The organism is Chryseobacterium sp. KBW03 (assembly GCF_003852415.1).
Lineage (GTDB): Bacteria > Bacteroidota > Bacteroidia > Flavobacteriales > Weeksellaceae > Chryseobacterium > Chryseobacterium viscerum.
The window spans coordinates 346,731-366,504 of the sequence record NZ_QAJO01000002.1; the positions used below are offsets into that span (position 1 = coordinate 346,731).

General features: G+C 35.8%; 24 protein-coding genes. 11 read left to right on the forward strand and 13 right to left on the reverse strand.

Features of this window, described 5'->3' with window-relative positions:
• The first annotated feature begins 97 nt into the window (after positions 1-97).
• Entirely contained in the window at positions 98-817 is a 720-nt protein-coding gene (locus DBR39_RS03645) for a hypothetical protein (protein WP_124530883.1), read from the forward strand.
• A 72-nt stretch (positions 818-889) separates the two neighbouring features.
• Here DBR39_RS03645 and DBR39_RS03650 read toward each other — a convergent pair whose 3' ends face one another.
• From DBR39_RS03650 to ruvX, 6 genes are all read right to left on the reverse strand, one after another.
• Positions 890-1,693, reverse strand: a complete 804-nt coding sequence (locus DBR39_RS03650) for a hypothetical protein (protein ID WP_124530884.1) — start codon at positions 1,691-1,693, stop codon at positions 890-892.
• A 36-nt stretch (positions 1,694-1,729) separates the two neighbouring features.
• On the reverse strand, positions 1,730-2,602 hold the full coding sequence (locus DBR39_RS03655; protein ID WP_124530885.1) for an SdiA-regulated domain-containing protein: 873 nt from the start codon (positions 2,600-2,602) through the stop codon (positions 1,730-1,732).
• Positions 2,603-2,656: 54 nt separating this feature from the next.
• Positions 2,657-3,424: a nucleoside triphosphate pyrophosphohydrolase gene (mazG, locus tag DBR39_RS03660; RefSeq protein ID WP_124530886.1), complete on the reverse strand. Its 768-nt coding sequence runs from the start codon at positions 3,422-3,424 to the stop codon at positions 2,657-2,659.
• 309 nt (positions 3,425-3,733) lie between these two features.
• Positions 3,734-4,291: a DUF5606 domain-containing protein gene (locus tag DBR39_RS03665; protein WP_109738752.1), complete on the reverse strand. Its 558-nt coding sequence runs from the start codon at positions 4,289-4,291 to the stop codon at positions 3,734-3,736.
• A 73-nt stretch (positions 4,292-4,364) separates the two neighbouring features.
• Positions 4,365-4,937: a peptide deformylase gene (gene def / locus DBR39_RS03670; protein ID WP_103234335.1), complete on the reverse strand. Its 573-nt coding sequence runs from the start codon at positions 4,935-4,937 to the stop codon at positions 4,365-4,367.
• Positions 4,934-5,350, reverse strand: a complete 417-nt coding sequence (gene ruvX, locus DBR39_RS03675) for a Holliday junction resolvase RuvX (RefSeq protein WP_124530887.1) — start codon at positions 5,348-5,350, stop codon at positions 4,934-4,936. The genes def and ruvX overlap by 4 nt, the downstream gene beginning before the upstream one ends.
• Before the next feature lie 115 nt (positions 5,351-5,465).
• On the opposite strand from ruvX, the gene DBR39_RS03680 reads away from it, so the two are divergent.
• Positions 5,466-5,942, forward strand: coding sequence for a SixA phosphatase family protein (locus DBR39_RS03680; protein ID WP_124530888.1), 477 nt, complete (start codon positions 5,466-5,468; stop codon positions 5,940-5,942).
• Complete coding sequence (locus tag DBR39_RS03685; protein ID WP_124530889.1) at positions 5,923-6,813, forward strand: archaemetzincin; 891 nt, start codon at positions 5,923-5,925, stop codon at positions 6,811-6,813. The genes DBR39_RS03680 and DBR39_RS03685 overlap by 20 nt, the downstream gene beginning before the upstream one ends.
• Before the next feature lie 277 nt (positions 6,814-7,090).
• Here the strand turns inward: DBR39_RS03685 and DBR39_RS03690 are convergent, their stop codons facing one another.
• Entirely contained in the window at positions 7,091-8,635 is a 1,545-nt protein-coding gene (locus DBR39_RS03690; RefSeq protein WP_124530890.1) for a serine hydrolase, read from the reverse strand.
• 98 nt (positions 8,636-8,733) lie between these two features.
• Between DBR39_RS03690 and DBR39_RS03695 the strand changes: the two genes are divergently transcribed.
• From DBR39_RS03695 to rsmD, 6 genes are all read left to right on the forward strand, one after another.
• Complete coding sequence (locus DBR39_RS03695) at positions 8,734-9,201, forward strand: hypothetical protein (protein ID WP_124530891.1); 468 nt, start codon at positions 8,734-8,736, stop codon at positions 9,199-9,201.
• A 59-nt stretch (positions 9,202-9,260) separates the two neighbouring features.
• Positions 9,261-9,710, forward strand: coding sequence for a hypothetical protein (locus DBR39_RS03700; RefSeq protein ID WP_124530892.1), 450 nt, complete (start codon positions 9,261-9,263; stop codon positions 9,708-9,710).
• The gene (locus tag DBR39_RS03705; protein WP_124530893.1) at positions 9,710-10,207 is read left to right on the forward strand and encodes a metallophosphoesterase family protein; all 498 of its coding nucleotides are present in this window, start codon (positions 9,710-9,712) and stop codon (positions 10,205-10,207) included. The genes DBR39_RS03700 and DBR39_RS03705 overlap by 1 nt, the downstream gene beginning before the upstream one ends.
• 119 nt (positions 10,208-10,326) lie before the next feature.
• The gene (locus tag DBR39_RS03710; RefSeq protein WP_124530894.1) at positions 10,327-10,821 is read left to right on the forward strand and encodes a Smr/MutS family protein; all 495 of its coding nucleotides are present in this window, start codon (positions 10,327-10,329) and stop codon (positions 10,819-10,821) included.
• An 18-nt stretch (positions 10,822-10,839) separates the two neighbouring features.
• Complete coding sequence (locus DBR39_RS03715) at positions 10,840-11,556, forward strand: DUF3822 family protein (RefSeq protein ID WP_124530895.1); 717 nt, start codon at positions 10,840-10,842, stop codon at positions 11,554-11,556.
• A 79-nt stretch (positions 11,557-11,635) separates the two neighbouring features.
• The gene (gene rsmD / locus DBR39_RS03720) at positions 11,636-12,208 is read left to right on the forward strand and encodes a 16S rRNA (guanine(966)-N(2))-methyltransferase RsmD (protein WP_103234326.1); all 573 of its coding nucleotides are present in this window, start codon (positions 11,636-11,638) and stop codon (positions 12,206-12,208) included.
• Here rsmD and DBR39_RS03725 read toward each other — a convergent pair.
• A complete protein-coding gene (locus DBR39_RS03725; RefSeq protein ID WP_124530896.1) occupies positions 12,205-12,552 on the reverse strand; it encodes a winged helix-turn-helix transcriptional regulator in 348 nt (115 codons plus the stop codon). The two genes, rsmD and DBR39_RS03725, sit on opposite strands and share 4 nt — an antisense overlap.
• Positions 12,553-12,634: 82 nt before the next feature.
• Between DBR39_RS03725 and DBR39_RS03730 the strand changes: the two genes are divergently transcribed.
• Positions 12,635-13,234: an NAD(P)H-dependent oxidoreductase gene (locus DBR39_RS03730; RefSeq protein WP_124530897.1), complete on the forward strand. Its 600-nt coding sequence runs from the start codon at positions 12,635-12,637 to the stop codon at positions 13,232-13,234.
• Between the two features lie 69 nt (positions 13,235-13,303).
• Here the strand turns inward: DBR39_RS03730 and murI are convergent, their stop codons facing one another.
• The 5 genes from murI to DBR39_RS03755 all read right to left on the reverse strand — a co-directional run bounded on the left by murI (position 13,304) and on the right by DBR39_RS03755 (position 18,617).
• Positions 13,304-14,134: a glutamate racemase gene (gene murI, locus DBR39_RS03735; protein ID WP_103234324.1), complete on the reverse strand. Its 831-nt coding sequence runs from the start codon at positions 14,132-14,134 to the stop codon at positions 13,304-13,306.
• A gap of 60 nt (positions 14,135-14,194) precedes the next feature.
• A complete protein-coding gene (gene hemW, locus DBR39_RS03740; RefSeq protein ID WP_124530898.1) occupies positions 14,195-15,319 on the reverse strand; it encodes a radical SAM family heme chaperone HemW in 1,125 nt (374 codons plus the stop codon).
• A gap of 51 nt (positions 15,320-15,370) precedes the next feature.
• Positions 15,371-16,321 carry a PorP/SprF family type IX secretion system membrane protein gene (locus DBR39_RS03745; protein ID WP_103233007.1) on the reverse strand — a complete coding sequence of 317 codons (951 nt, stop codon included), beginning with the start codon at positions 16,319-16,321 and terminating at the stop codon, positions 15,371-15,373.
• Between the two features lie 51 nt (positions 16,322-16,372).
• A complete protein-coding gene (locus DBR39_RS03750; RefSeq protein WP_185145141.1) occupies positions 16,373-17,446 on the reverse strand; it encodes an RluA family pseudouridine synthase in 1,074 nt (357 codons plus the stop codon).
• 73 nt (positions 17,447-17,519) lie between these two features.
• Positions 17,520-18,617 carry a PASTA domain-containing protein gene (locus DBR39_RS03755; RefSeq protein ID WP_124530899.1) on the reverse strand — a complete coding sequence of 366 codons (1,098 nt, stop codon included), beginning with the start codon at positions 18,615-18,617 and terminating at the stop codon, positions 17,520-17,522.
• A 156-nt stretch (positions 18,618-18,773) separates the two neighbouring features.
• On the opposite strand from DBR39_RS03755, the gene DBR39_RS03760 reads away from it, so the two are divergent.
• Positions 18,774-19,763 carry a D-alanine--D-alanine ligase gene (locus DBR39_RS03760; protein WP_124530900.1) on the forward strand — a complete coding sequence of 330 codons (990 nt, stop codon included), beginning with the start codon at positions 18,774-18,776 and terminating at the stop codon, positions 19,761-19,763.
• Positions 19,764-19,774 lie beyond the last annotated feature (11 nt).

Genomic DNA, 19,774 nt, shown 5'->3' on the forward strand with positions numbered 1-19,774 from the left:
CCTACAAATAGCACAATATGTTTGTTAATTCCCTAAAAAACAGACATTTTAAAAACATTTTATATTTGTCCCAACTAAACAAAAAACCAACAATTGAATGAAAAACAAGCTATTATATATGGTGTTATTAGTCATGTCCATAGGCCTGAATGCACAGATAGGGATAAAGACATCCACACCACAGAATACTTTACATGTCAACGGTTCCCTTCAGGTAGTAAAAGACCTGAATGTGGGTGGAGATGATAGGACAAGGGGGAATTCAGGAAACAAAGGAGAGTTTTTAATGTCAAACGGAACAGGAAATACCCCAGTCTGGAAAACTATTGAATCTGAAAACTTCTTAAAGGTCGTTTATGTTGGAAATAAAACGGATATCAATCCAACAAGTGGCAGTTACACAGGAACTCACTCTACTCCCGTCAACACTCATGAAAGTTATTCACAAACCTATATCTTTAATGTAAGCAATAAAATTGACACTGCTTATTTGACTTATAACTCAACAACAGGTCTTTTTACGGTAGTAAAACCCGGGTTTTATAATATTGTTCCCTATGCGACCTATGACCTTAATCTGAATCCTTCAGGACAAACAGCAGGAACAGCTAATTCTTACATTCAGAAAGTTTCTCCGACCGTCACAACGCTAGCCGGAATCTCTACAGGACATGGAGAACGCACTACAGGATTGAATCATAATCTATCATCCATCAATTTCTTCAGTACAGGGGAGACATTCAGAATACGCTGCCGTTATACCCAGGATTTCCGATTATCCAGCGGCAATATTCACATATCATATCTTACGCCGTAATCAACATTTCAATCACTTCAATTACATTCATATATTTAAAAAATCCACAGATTTACTCTGTGGATTTTGTATTTAGTATAATATTATCTGCCCGTTTGTATCATATTTATAAGTCCATTTCTTTGTCCCTGTTTTTGGAGGAAGACCAGAATTTATAGTTACAGTACTCGATTCTCTTTTCCTGAAATTATTAGCAGATAAGCTTTTCTCAAAAAAAGTATCATTGATCAAATAAAGTTTTTTAAATGGATTTGCAGCATTATCAAAATCAGAATAGGTAACAGTACTAAATTTAGTATCTACTCCACTTACTTTTTCTAAAACTTCACACTTAGTAAGGTTATTATTGTTATCATAATAATATGTTGCAAAGTATTCATAGATTCCAGGACCGTCAAATTTCCAATAAGAATTTTTTAATTTATTCTGTTCATAGGTATACGTTTTGGTCTCAGTTACCGCATTAGGACCAGTTACATTATTTACATAATAATGCTCTTGTTTTACAGGCCTGTTATTATCCATTGTATAACGATATTCATGGTATCCTGAAGCAGCTCCTGGTTCCAATTCACTTACTGTTACAGTATTACCACTATAAGCTAATTTAGTAATTCGATCAGTAAAAAACATGTTAAACATTTGCATAAATACGGGATAAAACCTTCCTTTAACGTTTGTCAAGCTCCCGTTTTCGTAAGTAAATTCATAATACTCTTTAGAAGAAGGCCCTGTTCCTACTCCATCCGTACAATATGCATAAGCTTTTTCCGTCTGCACAATTGGAGACGGAGTATCTTCATCTTGTGTACTATCATCATTACTGGTGCATGAGAACAGACTCAGCACAAGTGAAATGTAAAATATTTTTTTCATGGTTAATTAGTTTCCATAAAAATATAAATTTTTACTTTAAAAAGAAAATGTATACACATTTCCACCCTCTTCTTTCCCTTTCTCATCAGCGATCATTAATGTTTTATCATCAAGAAAAACAATGGCTTCCTTCTGAGAATTATGGTGTAAAGGAATTTTCTGAATTTTTGCAGCACTGAAATTATCGGCAGTAAATCCGGTAAGAACATGTACATTTTTGTGCGTCAGTAAAACAATTTTATCTTTCGTACTATTGATGGTAGCTGATGTAATCGCTGCATCATTATAGCCGCCTTCAAGTTTTAAGGTTCCTATTAACTTTGCTTCAAAATTTCCTTCTTTATTGGGCACCTGGAATACCAGAAAAGTACCGTCAAAACCTTTGCTTCTGTTTTTGGTGAATAAGTAAAAGTTTCCATTCATTTCTACAAAAGCTTCACAGTCATACAACAGGTTTGATTTTTTAGGTGGAAACTCCGTCTGTCCCTGATAATGGAATTTTGTAGTCTGAACAACTTTTGTAACTGTTTGTTTACTATCTTTCAAATCTGTTTTTAAAATAGCAAGGTCCTGTCTGTCGTTATCATTATTCCCGAAATCTCCGATATAAACATTTCCTTCAGAATCAGATATAATATCTTCCCAATCTGTATTTTCAGCATTTTCTACCGGTATTTTTGCCAGCATCTCTCCTTTATCGTTCAGTCCGTATATTGCATTTTTATTCCCCCTATCTTCTATCATCCAAATAGTCTTCTTATCTTTTGACAAAGTAATTCCGGAAACTTCCTTCAACTTTTTGGGTAAGGAAAACTGTATTTTTAGTTCGTCTCCATTAGTAGGGGAATTCTGAGCTTTTGGATTGCAGCTCAATAAAAACAAAGCAGGTAGAATAAGCAAACGTAACATATTTTTTATTTTTTTTAACTGAACATATGAAGCATTAATTGTTCCAATCAGGAATTACGAAAGTTTCTTTGCCTTTTCCCAAAGGACATCCATTTCTTCCAAAGACATATCTGCAAGCTTTAAATCCTGCTCCTCAGCAAGTCCTTCCATCTTTTGAAATCTTGAAATAAACTTTAGATTGGTTCTCTCCAAGGCAGAATCCGGATTGATTCCTGAAATTCTTGCATAATTGATCAGCGAGAAAAACACATCACCCAATTCCTGCTCTTTCTTATCAAGATCGGTCTCCGCATGAAACTCCTGAATTTCTTCATCTACTTTTTTCCAGGCATCCTCCGCATCGTGAAATTCAAAACCGATACCTTTCACTTTATCCTGAATTCTATAGGCTTTCACCAGACTCGGTAAACTTTTGGGAACTCCTCCTAAGATAGATTTATTACCTTCTTTTAATTTTAATTTCTCCCAGTTCTGTTTCACCTCTTCTTCATCTTTCACGACAGTATCTCCGTAGATATGAGGGTGGCGGAAGATCAACTTTTCATTAAGAGAATTGATCACATCTGCTATGTCAAAACTTTCTTTTTCTGAACCGATTTTAGCATAAAAAACCAAATGAAGCAGCACATCACCCAGCTCTTTCTTTATTTCATGTAAATCATCCTGCAAAATAGCATCTGAAAGCTCATAGGTTTCTTCAAGGGTAAGATGGCGCAGTGACTGAAGCGTCTGTTTCTGATCCCATGGGCATTTTTCACGCAAATCATCCATGATGTCCAATAATCTGCTAAAAGCTTCTAGTTTCTCTTGTTTCGTATTCATAAGTAATGGAAAATTCAATCTTATACAAATGTAAGGGATATTTTGGCTCTGTGGTAGAGGTTGAGAGTGAAAGTTGGGAGTTTCGGAGTGTGGGATGCGAGATACGGGATACGGGGTTGATGAGATACGAAGTGCGAGGTTTAATATTTAATGATACAAACGAAAATTGAACTTAGCAGAAAATTCCCTAATCCCTGCAACCTAGTATTTGCCATCTAATCTCTGCTACCTTCTACCTAATAGAAAAACAAAAAGCCTTGTCCGGAACTTCCAGACAAGGCTTTATATTTTTAATTCAAATTGAATGAATTATCCTTGTTTTCTGTGTGTACTTTTAGGAGCTGATTTTGCAGCTGAAGTAGCTTTTACTTTCGGAGCAGCTGGTTTGTCTGCTTTTGGAGCAGCTTTCTTAGCTTCTTTTTCAATGCTTACTTCTTCAGCAGGTTCTCCATCCAAAGTTTCAGGTTCTGCTTTTACAAAGCTATCAGGAGTGATATATCCAGCTTTGTGAAGGATATTGTACCACTGAGCCAGTTTCTTAATATCAGAAGAGTATACTCTTTCTGTATCATAGTTTGGAAGGGATACCAACATAAAGTCTTTCAACTCTGCATCAGAAGATTTGTGAGAGATTGTTTCCTTATAATCGTTGTTTTTAGCAATATTTTCAAATACTTCAAACAAAGGAACTTCTTTCTCAAATGTAAACATGGCAATATTGTCCAATAAACTTACCTGGCTTGAGTTTCCAATGCTTACTTTTTTCTTGTTGGTAACATCTTCAATGATGAATCCGTTTCTTAATTGAGAAACTAATTTGAAAAGTCCTGGTTTTCCAGAAATTGAAATTATTTTTTCTAACAGCATAATTTTATTTTTTGTAAATTCTGCAATCAGCACTAGCTTTTTGCTTTATATTATTTTTTAATCCTTGTTTAAATTATTTTGGAAATCTCATTTTGTAACCGATGCTTACTTCACCTTGAGAGATTTTTGTCAGCTTACCTTTTACCAGTTTTTTCTTCAGAGCACTCAGGTGGTCGGTAAACAGAACGCCTTCAATATGGTCATATTCATGTTGAATTACGCGGGCTCTAATATCGGAAAAAGTTTCTGTATGTTTCACAAAATTTTCGTCATAATATTCGATAACGATTGTCCCTTTTCTTTTCACATCTTCTCTTACATCCGGAATAGAAAGACAACCTTCATTGAACTTCCATTCTTCACCTGATTCTTCAAGAATCTGTGCATTGATGAATACTTTTCTGAAGTCTGCCAACTCATCTTTAATATCTTCATAATCCTCATCATCTGCAAGAGGCGTCACATCTATTACAAACAGACGGAGATCCAAACCGATCTGAGGCGCTGCAAGACCTATGCCATTTGCGCTGTACATCGTTTCGAACATGTTATCTATCAATTCCTGTAATTCGGGATAATCTTTGTCTATATCTTTTCCCACTTTTCTCAAAACAGGATCCCCAAAAGCTCTTATCGGTAAAATCATCTTAATCTTTGTTCTAAAAAATTCTGCAATATGATCGTTGCACTTACTTTATCTATTAATCCTTTTTCCTGCCTCTTTTTTTTGCTTTTTCCACTTTGGGAAATAAAAAACGAAGCCATTTTGGATGTAAATCTTTCATCAAAACGGTGAACCGCAATATCCGAAAATTCTTTTTTAAATTCTTCTATGAATTTTAAAATATCAGTTTCTACTTCTGAAACATTTCCTTTCAAATCTATGGGAAGCCCAACCACTACTCCATCTACCTTGTTTTCATTGAAATATTTTTTCAAAAATTCCATTAAAGAACGGTTCTCTACAGTCTCCAGCCCACTGGCTATAATCTGCATATCATCTGTTGCAGCGATGCCACAACGAGCCTTTCCGTAATCTATTGCAAGGATTTGTCCCATAAGTCTGCAAATTTAGTAAAATTTACTGATTTTATTCATAACGCAGTTTTTTTATATAAATCATGTTTTATTCCATTATTTTTTTTATAATTTTAATCTTCCAAAAAACAATTATATGAAGAAACTCATCCTCGTAAGACATGCAAAAAGCGACTGGCCGGAGGAAACAGAGGACTTTGACAGACCTTTAGCAGACAAAGGTTTGGAGGATGCTATGCACATGTCCAGATTCCTGAAAAGCAATAGTATTTCCATTGATCATTTTGTGTCCAGCCCCGCGGTACGTGCACTGAATACCTGTAAAATTTTTAATCAAGCCTATCAGCTGAACTGTTCTACTGATGAAAAATTGTATAATCCTTCGGAAAGAAGCTTTGAATCTGTAATTTATGATCTGGATGACAACCTGAATTCGGTTGCTTTCTTCTCTCACAACAATGGAATTTCCAATTTTGCCAATTCCATCTCTGAAGATATTTTCCATTTTCCCACCTGTGGAGTGGCCGGTTTTGAAGTAGACTGTGAATCATGGTCCGAATTTGATGGCGCCAAAAAGAAACTGCTGTTCTTTTATGAGCCTGGGAAAATATAATTTTACTTCCTTATTTTTTTATATCACAATTATTATCCTTCTTTTCTCATGTCAGAAACAGAAGAAGACTTACTATGAGTCTATTGCACTGAATGACATAAAACTTCCTTCTATCAAACCTGGAAGCTGGCGGTACAATCATGATGAACATTTCCAGACGTTTGAAGATTTTCAGAAATTAAAAAAAATAAAACCCGAGCCTGGAAAAAATATCATTTATCTTCAGCCCATTGGAACATTTGACGAAATTCAGAAAAAAGAAATAGCACTCACAAAAGAATATTTAAAAACATATTTCCAGCTGGAAACAAAAATATTACCAGCTCTACCCAATACTATCTTTCCTGAAAAAGTGAAAAGAATTTCAAAAGAAGGACAGGAACAGATTCTTGCAGGATATGTACTGGACAGTATTCTGATCAAAAGAAAACCCAAAGATGCTATAGTACTGATGGGAATTACAGAGAAAGATCTTTTTCCAAGACCGGAATGGAATTATATTTTCGGACTGGCTTCTTATGAAGATGGTGTGGGAGTAACATCAATGTACAGGTTTGCAAATGGTCATTTAACAGATTCTAATTTCAATGAAAGCCTTTTAAGATTAATAAAAATAAGTTCACACGAAATTGGGCATATGTTTGGGATCAGCCATTGCCTGAATGCCAACTGCGTAATGAACGGAACCAATTCACTACCTGAAACAGATTATCACCTGGCCAGGGCCTGCTCATTGTGCCAAAGAAAACTAAATTCAAGCATTTATTTTGACAATAAAAAAAGACTTCTTGAACTAAAAAATTTCTTTGAAAAACAACACCTTAATACTGAGCTTACTTTAGCAAATCAGGATCTCAATCTTTTACAGTAAACCCTCATTTCTTTTACATACTTCACATTCCCCTCCTCTGGAGGGGTGGCAAAAAATATATTTTTTGACGGGGTGATTAAGTTTCGCCTAAAGCCATTACCTCTGTAAACATGAAAAAACAGGCGAAAGCCCGTTCCTATTGAATTATATCAGTTCTAATTTTCAATCATTATTAAAATTAGTGGTATTTGAATAAATTAGTGGCATTCGTGCTTAACAAACAAAAAAGAACGGACCAAAGCCCGCTCTTTTGAATATTTTTTTACAATTTTATCTTTTATTTTCTCTTCAAATCCAGATCATCAAAATCAAAACTGAAATCTGTCACATCAGAAATCGCTTTCAGCTTTGCAGATTCTGCTTTTCCGTTTTCATCATAGCTGAAAATAATGTAGGCATCTGCATCATAGCTTCTGTCGTCCCATTTGATAATGAAAGAATTGTTGGAATATGGAAGCAATTCTCCTTTTAATCTTGGAGAGTTTTTACATGAAATTCTATATGTATTTCCCTGTTGTGCAATTTCTACATCTCCAAACCAAACATCATTATATGTTCCTGTAAACTGTTCTGCCTTTGGCTGAAGAGATTTTTCTTTTTTAAATGCTTCAGATTTTGCAAAAGCATCTTTTTTCTGTTTGTCAAACTCAGTCTCCATTTTAGACATTCTGTCACCATATGTTTTCAGCCAGTTTCTGTCTGCTACTCCAAGGTAAGAATCTTTCACAGTATTGGTAATGGTATTGAAAGCCGCTCCAGACTGTTGGTTCGTCAATACAACAATTCCCAGTTTCATATCCGGAATTAAAGTAAACTGTGTAACCGTTCCGATCAATCCCCCTGTATGCTGTACCTGCTTGTGCCCTTTAACATCGCTTAGGAACCATCCTAAACCATATCCATAAAAACTTGTATCATATGGATTTTTCGCAGCTACCCTATCTGGAATCTGCAGGCTCCAAAGCTGTTGAACATTCTTATCTGAAACCAGCTTTTTACCATCTTTTGTGGTAAAATTATTTAAAAGACATTCTGCCCAGGTCGTCATATCTTTAATGTTACTCATAATTCCACCTGCAGCATTGGCTGTTTCGTTCCAATCGTGGGGAACAGCAATTGCTTTTCCATCTACAGGAGCATGTGCATCAATTTTGTTGGCTGTTGCTTTTGCTCTGTTGTAGCTTCCAAAGCTTGAAGTCATTCCTACCGGTTTCATAATTCTCTGCTCAATAAATTCTGCCCAGCTTAATCCTGAAACTCTGTGAATCACTTCTCCGGCAACAATAAACATAACATTGTTATAATCTAATTTTGTTCTGAACGGGTTTTCCGGTTTTAGGTATCGTACATTACGAACAATATCATTAACCGTTAAGTTTCCTCCTTCCGGAAAAAACATAAGATCTCCCTGTCCAAGGCCCAATCCAGCTCTGTGTGTGATAAGATCTTTTATCGTTACATTTTGGGAAACGTACGGATCGTACATTTGAAACTCAGGAATATATTTTGAAACCTTATCATCCCAGTTCAATTTTCCTTCATCTGCTAAGATTGCTAATGCCGTACATGTAAAACCTTTAGAATTGGAAGCAATCCCCACCAGCGTATTGTCATCCATAGGCTGTCTGGAGGTAAGGGAACGTACCCCAAAGCCTTTAGAATAGATCATTTTACCATCTTTTACAATTCCTACGGACATTCCTGGTACATCAAAGGTTTTCAGGGTATTTTGGATCAGTTCATCCAGCTTTTTTTCTTCAACCTGCGCATTGGCCAATCCTACGGTCAAGAGAAAAATGAAAAAAGAAAGTTTCTGTTTCATTGTTTATTTTAATTTTCTCAAATTTACTAAATATTAAGCGATGCTCATTTTTGCAGTGCTAAAACTTTACTTATTTTACCGATAAACCAGTTGTATTCATGAAAAAGCCTATTTGTATCTGTATTTTCTCTCTTTTCGCGTTCAGTGGTATCAAAGCCCAGGACAAAACTTCCAATCCTTTGCTTCTACAAACCTGGAATCTCAGTAAAATGGACACTTATATCTATACCTATGAAAAACAGGATGGTTTTGAAGCAAGAAGAGAAGGGATCAGGTTTCAGAAAAATGGAAAAATCGCAGGAAATCTGATTAAATCTACCTTAAGATATGATACTTTGGAGGAGCCTGTTAGCAAAAAAAATGAAAAACCAGACCGTTACATCGGGAACTGGAAAAAAGCTTCAGATTCTACTGTGACTTTAGTATTTCCTTCCAATACCAATATGACCGGTACTTTTGTGATTTCAAAGCTTACAGAAAATCAACTGAAATTAAAAAAGGTTTTCAGTGCAGCTATAGAAAAGAAACTGGACTCTATCAGGAAGACAAAAAATATTACTGACTAAGATCCCGACTCAGTTTATGAAAGCTTGTTTATATTTGCAGTCTTAAAAAAATAGTAAAAATGGCAGTAAACAGATTATTGGCTTTCTTCTTATTGATGATAAGCTGTAATTTATATTTTTCTCAGGACGTTACCATCAAAGACGATAAGGTTTTACTGGATGGAAAACAGATCCTGAAAGCTGAAAAGATCAATGTAGCCCAATATTCATTTTTCTCCATGAAAGATGACGAGGAAGTTCTTCTTTACCGATATATGGACAATGAAACGCCAAGGTATGTAAATGATGATTATTTTATTCTGAACTTTCTCACTGAAAAAACAAAAGTAGAATCTACTGATATAGCCAAAATTTCCAATTTTATGAATTCCAAAAAAGGAATGGAAAAACTGATAAAATGGTTATTGAAAGAAAGAGTGATCAATCATAACGGAGAAATTAATCCTGACCGTGTAGCGGTATTCAAAGACAAGTACCACGAAAATATTACTGAAAGAACTCTTAGATAATGACAAAAATTCTTCTCCTTTCCGATTCCCATTCTTATATTGATGACCGAATCTTAGAATATGCTTCTCAGGCTGATGAAGTCTGGCATTGTGGAGATTTCGGAAGTCTAGAGGTGATTGAACAGCTGGAAAAGATAAAGCCTCTGAAGGGAGTTTATGGAAACATCGATAATGCTCAAATTCAGGCTGAATTTCCGGAAGTGAACCGTTTCTTTTGTGAAAAACTGGAAGTATTGATGATTCATATCGGAGGCTATCCCGGAAAATACACTCCACTCACCAAGAAAGAAATAGCAGAGAAAGCTCCGAAATTATTTATTTCAGGGCATTCACACATTTTGAAAGCAATGTATGATCAGAAGAACAGTCTGCTGCACCTTAACCCCGGGGCTTGTGGAAAACAGGGCTGGCATAAGGTAAGAACCATGATGCGCTTTGTGGTGGACGGTGAAGAGATCAAAGATCTTGAAATTATAGAACTTGGACCGAGAGTGTGATGAGTGAGAGCGTACGAGGGTTTGTGAGCTTGAGGATTTGAGGATAAAGGAGTTTGTTTTCAATACATTTTACTTTTTACCTTTGCACAATAATAGATTCAGACAAGTCATAAAAAATTATGAAGATTGGCGATAAGGTTTCGGTGGTAGATGAAGATCTAAGCGGAGTTGTAACTTCCGTGAGGGGAAATATTGTGGTTTTTAAAGACGAATATGGCTTCACCCATCAGTATGCAAAAGAAAAGCTAGTTCCGAAAGATGCTGATCTTTATGAAAATATCAGAGTGGTGAAAAAACCTGAGCCCAAAAAGGTTATTTCTAAAAAACATCAGAAAAATCATTTGGTTTTAGACCTGCATTTTCATAATTTGGTAAAGAATCCAAATGACTATGACAGCTTTGAAAGACTGTTTATTCAAAAGGAAAAACTGATTGAAGTAATTCAGTTTTGCAGGAAAAATAATCTGAAGAGACTGGAAATTGTTCACGGCATAGGTGATGGGACTTTGCAGAGGATGGTTCGCGATGTATTGGAAAGCCAGGTCAATATTGATTTTTATAATAAGGAAATACTTCACCATCAATCGGGTGCGGTAATGGTAGAATTTCACTAAATTTGCAGGAATTGAAATATGAACGTACTTAATTTACTTTTTACCAAAGACGGATTGATCTGCCAGATTGTTAAAAACAAAAACATTCTGGAGGAAAAGTCTTATTTCGTTACTGAAGAGACACCAGCCAATCTTATTGAGCAAAAGCTGGACGAAGTTCTTATTAAGCAGCGCTATGACGAAATCCACATCATTTCGGCATTTAATCATTTTACGTTGATGCCGGAAGGTTTTTCCGAGCATGATGCAGGATTTGATCTGATTGCCTTCAACGCTCCTACAGACAGGGAGAAAGAAGAACTGATGCTTTCTATCAACAAAAAATTCAACATTCAGTTTTATTATACTTTCCCGAAAAACTATTATAAGAAAATAAAGGAGTTGGCAATACCTGTCCATTTCAATTTCTCCGGAGAAAAGTTCCTAAGTTCGATCAATAATAAAACCAATAAGGAAATCCACATTAACCTTTATCATAACCAATGTGAGTTTTTTGCCATTGACAATAAAAAGATCATTCTTTATAATAATCTGGATGTGAACTCAGAAGTAGATTTTCTTTACTTCATCATGTTTACATTAAGTAAAATAGGCTTCGGGATCAATGAAACCAGCTTTTATGCTTATGGAGAAACTACGGAAAATGAAACATTCATTTCCGAACTTCAGAAATTTGTTAAGAACCTGAAAATCGTTTTTGACAATATTCCAAACAAGAATTTTATACTTAATTAGGTTGCAGACAGCAGGTAACAATGATTAGAATACAATCACCTGCCACCTATGATCTATTACCTAAAACCTAAACAACAATATGTTCAGAATAATATCAGGAAAATGGAAAGCTAAAAAAATTGCAGCTCCTAAAAACTTTGACGTTAGGCCTACAACTGATTTTGCTAAAGAAGCTTTATTCAGTATCCTGGAAAATAAATATGACATGCAGTCTATTGCTGTCCTTGATCTTTTTGCAGGAATTGGCTCTATTACCTTCGAATTCGGTTCCAGAGGCTGCCAGAGTGTAACTTCCGTGGAAATGAATCCGAAACACACCTCTTTTATCAATTCTACTGCTTCTGAACTTGGTATGTCACTTCAGATCAATGTACAAAGAGATGATGTGTTTGACTGGCTTAAAAAATTCAGAAATAAAAAATCATTTGAGATTGTCTTCTCCGATGCTCCTTTTGAAATGGAAGAGAAAAAGTACTATGAGCTGATTTCTCTTGTTTTAAACAATAAATATTTAAAAGAAAACGGGGTTCTTATTGTAGAACATCAAAGCCGTATGAAAATGGAACATCCCAATTTAGTAGATACCCGAAAATACGGAAACGTGAGTTTCAGTTTTTTTGAACCTAATAAAGAAAATAATCAGGAACTTTAATTCCTGATTATTTTTTTTGAGATAACGGGAGCTTCTATGCCCCATTTCGTAATTGCTTCCAAAACAGGAAGTAGTGTTTTTCCAAAATCTGTCAATTCATATTCAACAACCAAAGGAGGTTTTTCTGTAAAAACCTTCCTGTCTACAATTCCATCTTCTTCCAACTGTTTTAGTTGTAAGCTTAACGTTCTTTCCGTAATGGTAGGAATAGACTTCCTTATTTCATTGTATCTTTTTGCGCCATCAATTAAATGGTGCAAAATTACCGCTTTCCACTTACCGCCTATGAACCTCATGGTAACACTGGTACAGCAAGGATAGGATTTATTATCTACTGTATACATTTATACTATCATTTTTTACCGTTATTGCAAAGTTAGTAAACTTAAATTACTTTTGTAACTATAAAAATGATAGTACAAAATTATGAATTTTTTAACCAAAATGAAAAACAGGTATACTGTAAAAAAGTATAACCCACAGGGAAAAGTAAGTGAGGAACAAATAGCAGCTTTGAAAGAGATTTTAAACCTCAGTCCTTCATCTATTAACAGCCAGCCATGGAACTTTATTTTTGTGAATGATCCGGAACTAAAGAAGCAGCTGGCAGACAAATCTTACTTTAATAAAGAAAAAATTCTGGACAGCAGTCACTTAATTGTTTTCCAGGCTCTTAAAAATCCGGAAGATTTTGAAAAACAGATTGAAGGAGTACTTCCTGAAGGATCTGTGGCCTATTACAAAAATTTTGTGAAGCCTAAAGGAGAAACCGAAATAAAATCCTGGCTAAAACATCAGGTATACTTATCATTGGGAGTCCTACTTTCTGCTTGTGCTGATATGGAAATAGATTCAACTCCGATGGAAGGAATTCAACCTGAAGAATATGACACTATTCTGAATAATGAAAAGTATGAAACTCTTTTTGCGGTAACTATTGGTGAAAGAGATGAAGCAGATTCCAATCAGCCAAAGTTCAATCCAAAGACAAGATTGAAAGCTGAAAAAGTGATTCTAGAAGCATAATTATTAATCTGCGAGAAACTATAGTTAAAAACACAAAAAAAGCTGTTTCAGATGAAACAGCTTTTTTATTTATAATACTTTCAATTCTAAATCGATTGTTTTTCCGAAAAACTTCTTGGAGATCTTTTCAAAGTTCTTGGTAAGATCTGAAAGGTAGAAATGATAATTCGGTTTGGGATTATTATCATTTAAAAGATGGTATTTATCCAGGATAATATTCAGATGATTGGCTACAATATTCGGGGAATCAATCACACGGACTCTATTTCCGTAATACTGTTTGATCTCATCGATCAAAAGAGGATAATGGGTACAGCCCAGAATGAGCGTTTCAATATTTTTTAATTTACTATTACTTAAATAATTATAAATAATAGCATGGGTAATCGGATGGTTCTTAAATCCTTCTTCAATAGCAGGAACAAGCAGTGGCGTAGCCAGCTCATCCACTTTGATCCATTTATTATGCTTTCGGATACTCTTTTTATACAGTCCGGAATTCACAGTAGCTTTGGTCGCAATAACCCCTACATTATTGTGGATTTCGTAAGATACCTTTTCAGCAACAGGATTGATAACATCTATCACAGGAACTTTCCCTGCAACGGACTGCATCACTTCATTCAAAGCATTAGCAGTCGCCGTATTACAGGCGATTACAATAGCTTTACAGTTCTGCGCCAGCAGAAAATTGGTGATTTTTGTAGAATATTCAATAATAGCTTCCTTGGATTTTTCTCCGTAAGGAAGGTGTTTTGTATCTCCAAAATAGATCAGATCTTCGTTAGGAAGAAGCCTTTTGATTTCTTTGGCAACGGTAAGACCTCCCACCCCGCTATCGAAAATACCGATAGGCTGGCTTGGTGAAAGATGTGAATAATCTTGTTTTTTAGTTTTCAAATGACCTGAAATTTTATACAAAAATAGTGAATTTTATGGCATATTGTACACCTGCAAGCATTATACAATAAACAAATCAGAAGCAATTCCGTCAGCCATAAACCAATGCTTTTCAGGAATTTTTAAATGGTCATTTTCAATGATTAAAATACCTTCTTCTATTTTCGGTTTCATTTCTCTCTGAAAATGCTCCAGCATCCTCTCTGAAAACTTGTTTTTTAAACTGATAAGATCAACTCCCCAGATGGTGCGCAGACCAATCATAATCATTTCATTGAACTGATCTTCCTGGGAAAGAAATTCTTCTTCTTTGGCCAGCAGTTTATCATTAAGCTTTTTAATATATTGCTGATTATTGGCTACATTCCAGCTTCTGACATCAAATCCGTTATAAGAGTGTGCCGAAGGCCCTATCCCCAAATATTCCTGATATTTCCAATAAGAAGAATTGTGACGGGAATAAAATCCTGGTTTTGCAAAATTAGATACTTCGTAATGTTCAAAACCGTTATCTTTTAAAAAGTCTGATAAGTAATAAAATTCTCTGTTTTGCTCTTCTTCTTTGGGGCTTTTTACTTTTCCTTTTGAAATCCAGTTTTCCAAAGCTGTTTTGGGCTCAACTGTCAAAGCATATGAAGAAATATGCGGAACTTCCAGCGCTATTGTTTTATGTAAGTTTTCTTTCCAGATCTCAAGGTTTGAAGTAGGCGAACCGTAGATCAGATCAATACTCAGATTTTCAAATCCAAAGTCCTGAGCACGTTTGATAGAACTCTCCGCCTCTGAAGCATTGTGAGCTCTATTCATTAATTTTAAATCCTCTTCAAAAAAACTTTGGGTACCAATAGAAAGTCTGTTCACAGGGGTTCCGGCTAATTGTTTTAAAAAACTTTTATCCAGATCATCCGGATTGGCTTCCAGCGTGATTTCTATATCTTTCTCAAAACTGAAATGCCGTAAGACTTCATCTATTAAAGAACTGATCTCGTCTACTGAAAGAATAGACGGAGTTCCCCCTCCAAAATACAGGGATTTCAGGTTTCTGTTCTGCAACTCATCTTTTCTCAGCAATATTTCAGTTTTCATCGCACGAAGCATCTCATCCTTGAAATTCAGGGATGTTGAAAAATGAAAATTACAATAGCTACATTTTTGTTTACAGAACGGAATGTGAATATATATCATAAAAAAAGCTCTGAAATTTTTCAGAGCTCAAATTTATTTAAATTAAATTGATTAGTATCTAAATCCTCTAACATTAATAAAGTTGTCAAAGTTATAACCCAGACCAATCATGAAACTGTTTCCACCATAGCTCTGGATATCAGATAATCCAAGGTTATAAGTAGCTCCAATCATGAATTTGTTGAATCTCACTTTTACAATGGGAGAGATACTCAGGTTCTGATTATCAAATCTGTTCTGAACCGTTCTGTAGCTTACCCCGAAAGAGAATGCGTTGATCTCGTTAGAGAACGTCGCCATAAGGTTCCAGTCGATCATTCTCGTTGAGTTTGTATTAAGGTTGATCAATGCTGACGGTGCTAGTGTAATGTTATCAGCAATGTTCCAGTTATATCCTAAGTTTAAGAAGAATTTAATTGGAGAAGGCTCGTAGTTGTTTACGATAGAAGCATCATTACTCAATGCAATATCATTTACGGAAACACCCCCGAATAGACCTCTATAGGTAGCAGCCAAACCAAAGTTGGCATACACCATAAAGATATTACTTTCTTCACCTCTCAATAATGGGTCACCTCCTTCTTCAGTATTGATTTTTGAATAATCAAAATTCATGTTATAGAAGTTAACACTTGTACCGAAAGAGAACTGGTCTTTTCTGTCTCCCTCGCTGCTCAGCGGAATAAAATATGAAGCACCAGCCGTGATACCACCAGCAGAAATAGGCCCGTTACTGTCTCTAAACACGGAAATACCAGCACCTACTCTATCAAAGATATTCGCATTAATCCCAATAGACTGAACATTCGGAGAATTACTAAATTTTGAAAATTGTTGTTGATAATTGGCGTTGAGCTGTACGTAATCTGTTTTTCCGTATTGAGCTGGGTTGAACAGGAACTCACCATCCAGAAGATATTGCTGATAGTATGGTAGTGATTCTTGTGCTTTGTATGCATTTGACAAAAGAGCTAAACATACGATAGCATATAGTTTTCTCATAACAAATCTTGATTTCAATTCAACAAATATAAAAAAATTCTCAATATATTTTTAGTTTTCCAAATAATTTCTCCATTTTTTTACAGCATCCGCCATATCTTTGGGCATTGGGCTCTCAAAATATAATTCCTTTTTAGTCGTTGGGTGTATAAATCCGAGGGTATGGGCATGAAGGGCATGTCTTGGCAAAATCTCAAAAACATTTTTAATAAATTGCTTGTATTTGGGAAGATTGACTCCTCTCAAAGGGGTATGACCTTCATATCTTTCATCATTAAACAAAGTATGACCTACATGTCTGAAATGCGCCCTGATCTGATGGGTTCTTCCCGTCTCAAGTTTACATTCCACCCAAGTCATATACTTGAACCTTTCCAGGACCTTATAGTGGGTTACTGCGTGTTTTCCATGACTGCCATCTTCATAGACAGACATCTGCATCCTGTTTTTAGGATGTCTTCCGATATGTCCTTTGATGGTGCCTTCCTCATCCTGAAGATTGCCCCACACAAAAGCCCAATACAATCTTTTCGTGGTTCTGTTAAAGAATTGTTTCGCCAGAAAGCTTAATGCATACTCATTTTTGGCGATTACCAGCAGTCCTGAGGTATCCTTATCAATTCTGTGAACAAGCCCTACTCTGTCCAGATCAGACTTTTGACCATTTTTTTCAAAGTGATATGCAAGCGCATTCACCAGCGTTCCGTCCCAGTTTCCGAATCCCGGGTGTACCACCATTCCCGGCTCCTTATCCACTACAACAAGATCATCATCTTCATAGATGATATTCACTGGGATATCCTGCGGAGTAATGACATTCTCCCTTGGAGGATGGGTAAGCAGTACCGAGATCTGATCTCCCGGCTTCACACGGTAATTCTGTTTTACCGGAGCACCGTTTACAATGACATTTCCGGCTCTGCAGGTTTGTGAAATTTTATTCCTTGAAGAATTCTGTCTGTGTATTAAAAGGAACTTATCAATTCTTAATGGCTCCTGTTTGTTGTCAACAGTGATATTAAGATGTTCATACAATCCTTTATTTTCCTCGTCAATATCGATGTTTTCAATACTGTTGGAATCTAATAATTCTTCATCTAAAAAATCTTCGTTATCTTCTGACATTGTTTTATATTTTTTACAGAAAAGGCTTCAACATTTTATAGTTGAAGCCTGTATTTTTGATATTAATCTGATCTTATTCTACGACTACCTTCTTAGCTTTCGGCTTTTGAGCAGGCTGTTGTGTAGTTGTTGAAGCAGCTGGTTTGGCTGTACTTCCTGCAGTATGAGTAACGTTTCCCACCGCCGTTTTAGGCTTTTCAGTTGCAGAAACAACAGGTTTAGAAGTTGTCGTCTGAGTCTTAGGAGTCTCAGTTTTCGGAGCTTCCGGTTTTGGAGTTTCTTTTTTAGGTGCCGGAGGAGGTACTACGGGAGCTTCATAGCTTGATTCGTTATGAACTTCTTCATATCGTACCGGAGGCAGTGATGTATCTACTTTCATACGATAGATAGAATTCAGCTGCTCTACTTTTGCTCTTAGCTCTGCCGGAGTTTTCTTACTTGCCCAAAGGTCAATCTGCATTCCCTGGTCACGAACATCTCCTGAAGCAGGATCCTGATAATAAATAATATCAGATTCGTCTTTGCTGCCATCTTCATGCTCTACCAATCCAACTTCAAACATACTTTTTGCGATAACTACTCTTGCTTCTTTTACAGAAAGTCCTACCACATTAGGAATAGAAATATTTCTCATAGGACCAGAGCCTACCACTACATCGATTACAGAGAATCTAGGTAAGCGTGCTCCCGGATTTACAGCATTTCCTTTATATAAAATACGTAAAAGAGCATCTTTCTGGATACTTGGTTCATAAATGGTATCTCCAATCTTAAGACCTACCTGATCTAACCTCTGGAATGCCAGCCCTGAATATTTATTGATAACATCCGGAACAGCAATCTGAGCCCAAGTTCTAGGATTCACTCTAAGACGTACCGTTCTTCCATCCTTTACACGGGAACCCGGTGCAGGATAGATCTGAAGAACCTGAAATGGCCTGTATTTAGGATCATACTTGGCACTATCTACGTCATACTCCAATCCTGTATCATCCAATATTTTAACAGCATCATGAATAGATTTATTAACAACATTGGGAACAGGTATTTCCTGACCGTGATTAGTATGGTATTCCAACCAGCGAAATGTGAGCCATATCAACCCTACAAAAATGCCGATGGCTATTACTAAATTCAGTAAAACTTTCCAATTGAAAAGTGATTTAAGCATACTTAAAAATACTTTAATTATAACCGCAAATATAGCTAATAATTTTAGAATGGACTTTTTATTTAACACAATTCATTTTTGATGGTAAAATTTGCCAATTTCCCATATTGCATTACAGAAAATGATTAAATTTGCCTTAATTGATACTATATGGTTATGAACAAAAAAAGTGTTGCCGTAGTAATGGGGGGCTATTCTGATGAATATGTCGTTTCTTTAAAAAGCGGACAATTGATTTATGATTCTTTAGACAGAAATCTCTATGACGTATATAAAGTAGTAGTCCTTAAAGATGAATGGTATTTTTTAGGAGAAAATGATAAGAAATACGAGATCAACAGAGGTGATTTTTCTGTAACTTTAGATAATGGTGAAACCTTAAAATTTGATGCCTGCTTCAATATTATCCATGGAACTCCTGGTGAGAACGGGATTCTTCAGGCATACTGGGATGCGATTGGTCAAAAATATACAGGTTGTGATTTTTACCAGAGCGCTCTTACTTTCAATAAAAAAGATACGCTTGCCGTATTATCAAAGTACGGAATTCCTTCCGCGAAAAGCATCTATTTAAGAAAAGGCGAAGACATCAATGTGGATAAGATCGTATCAGAATTAAATCTCCCCGTATTTGTAAAACCCAACCAGTCCGGATCTTCTCTGGGAATTTCTAAAGTAAAAGAAAAATCTGAACTGATTGCCGCTACTGAAATTGCATTCAAGGAAGATGATGAAATCCTGATTGAAAGTTTCCTGGACGGCATGGAAGTTTCCGTAGGAGTTATCGATTTTAAAGGAGAAACTATCGTTCTGGGAATTACAGAAATTGTTCCTACCAATGAGTTTTTCGATTATGAAGCAAAATACGAAGGGGCTTCTGAAGAAATTACCCCAGCAAGAATTGACGAAGAAACCACAAAAAGAGTAGAAGAAATTTCTAAAAGAGCCTACAACTCACTAGGAATGAGCGGTTTTTCAAGAAGTGAATTCATTCTGATGGACGGAATTCCTTATATGCTTGAAATGAATACCAATCCGGGATTCTCTCCGGCAAGTATTCTTCCACAACAGGCAAGACATTATGGAATTTCCATTATGGATCTTTGTGGAAATGAAGTTGAAAAAGCTTTAAATAAAAGAAAATAGATAACTGAAGT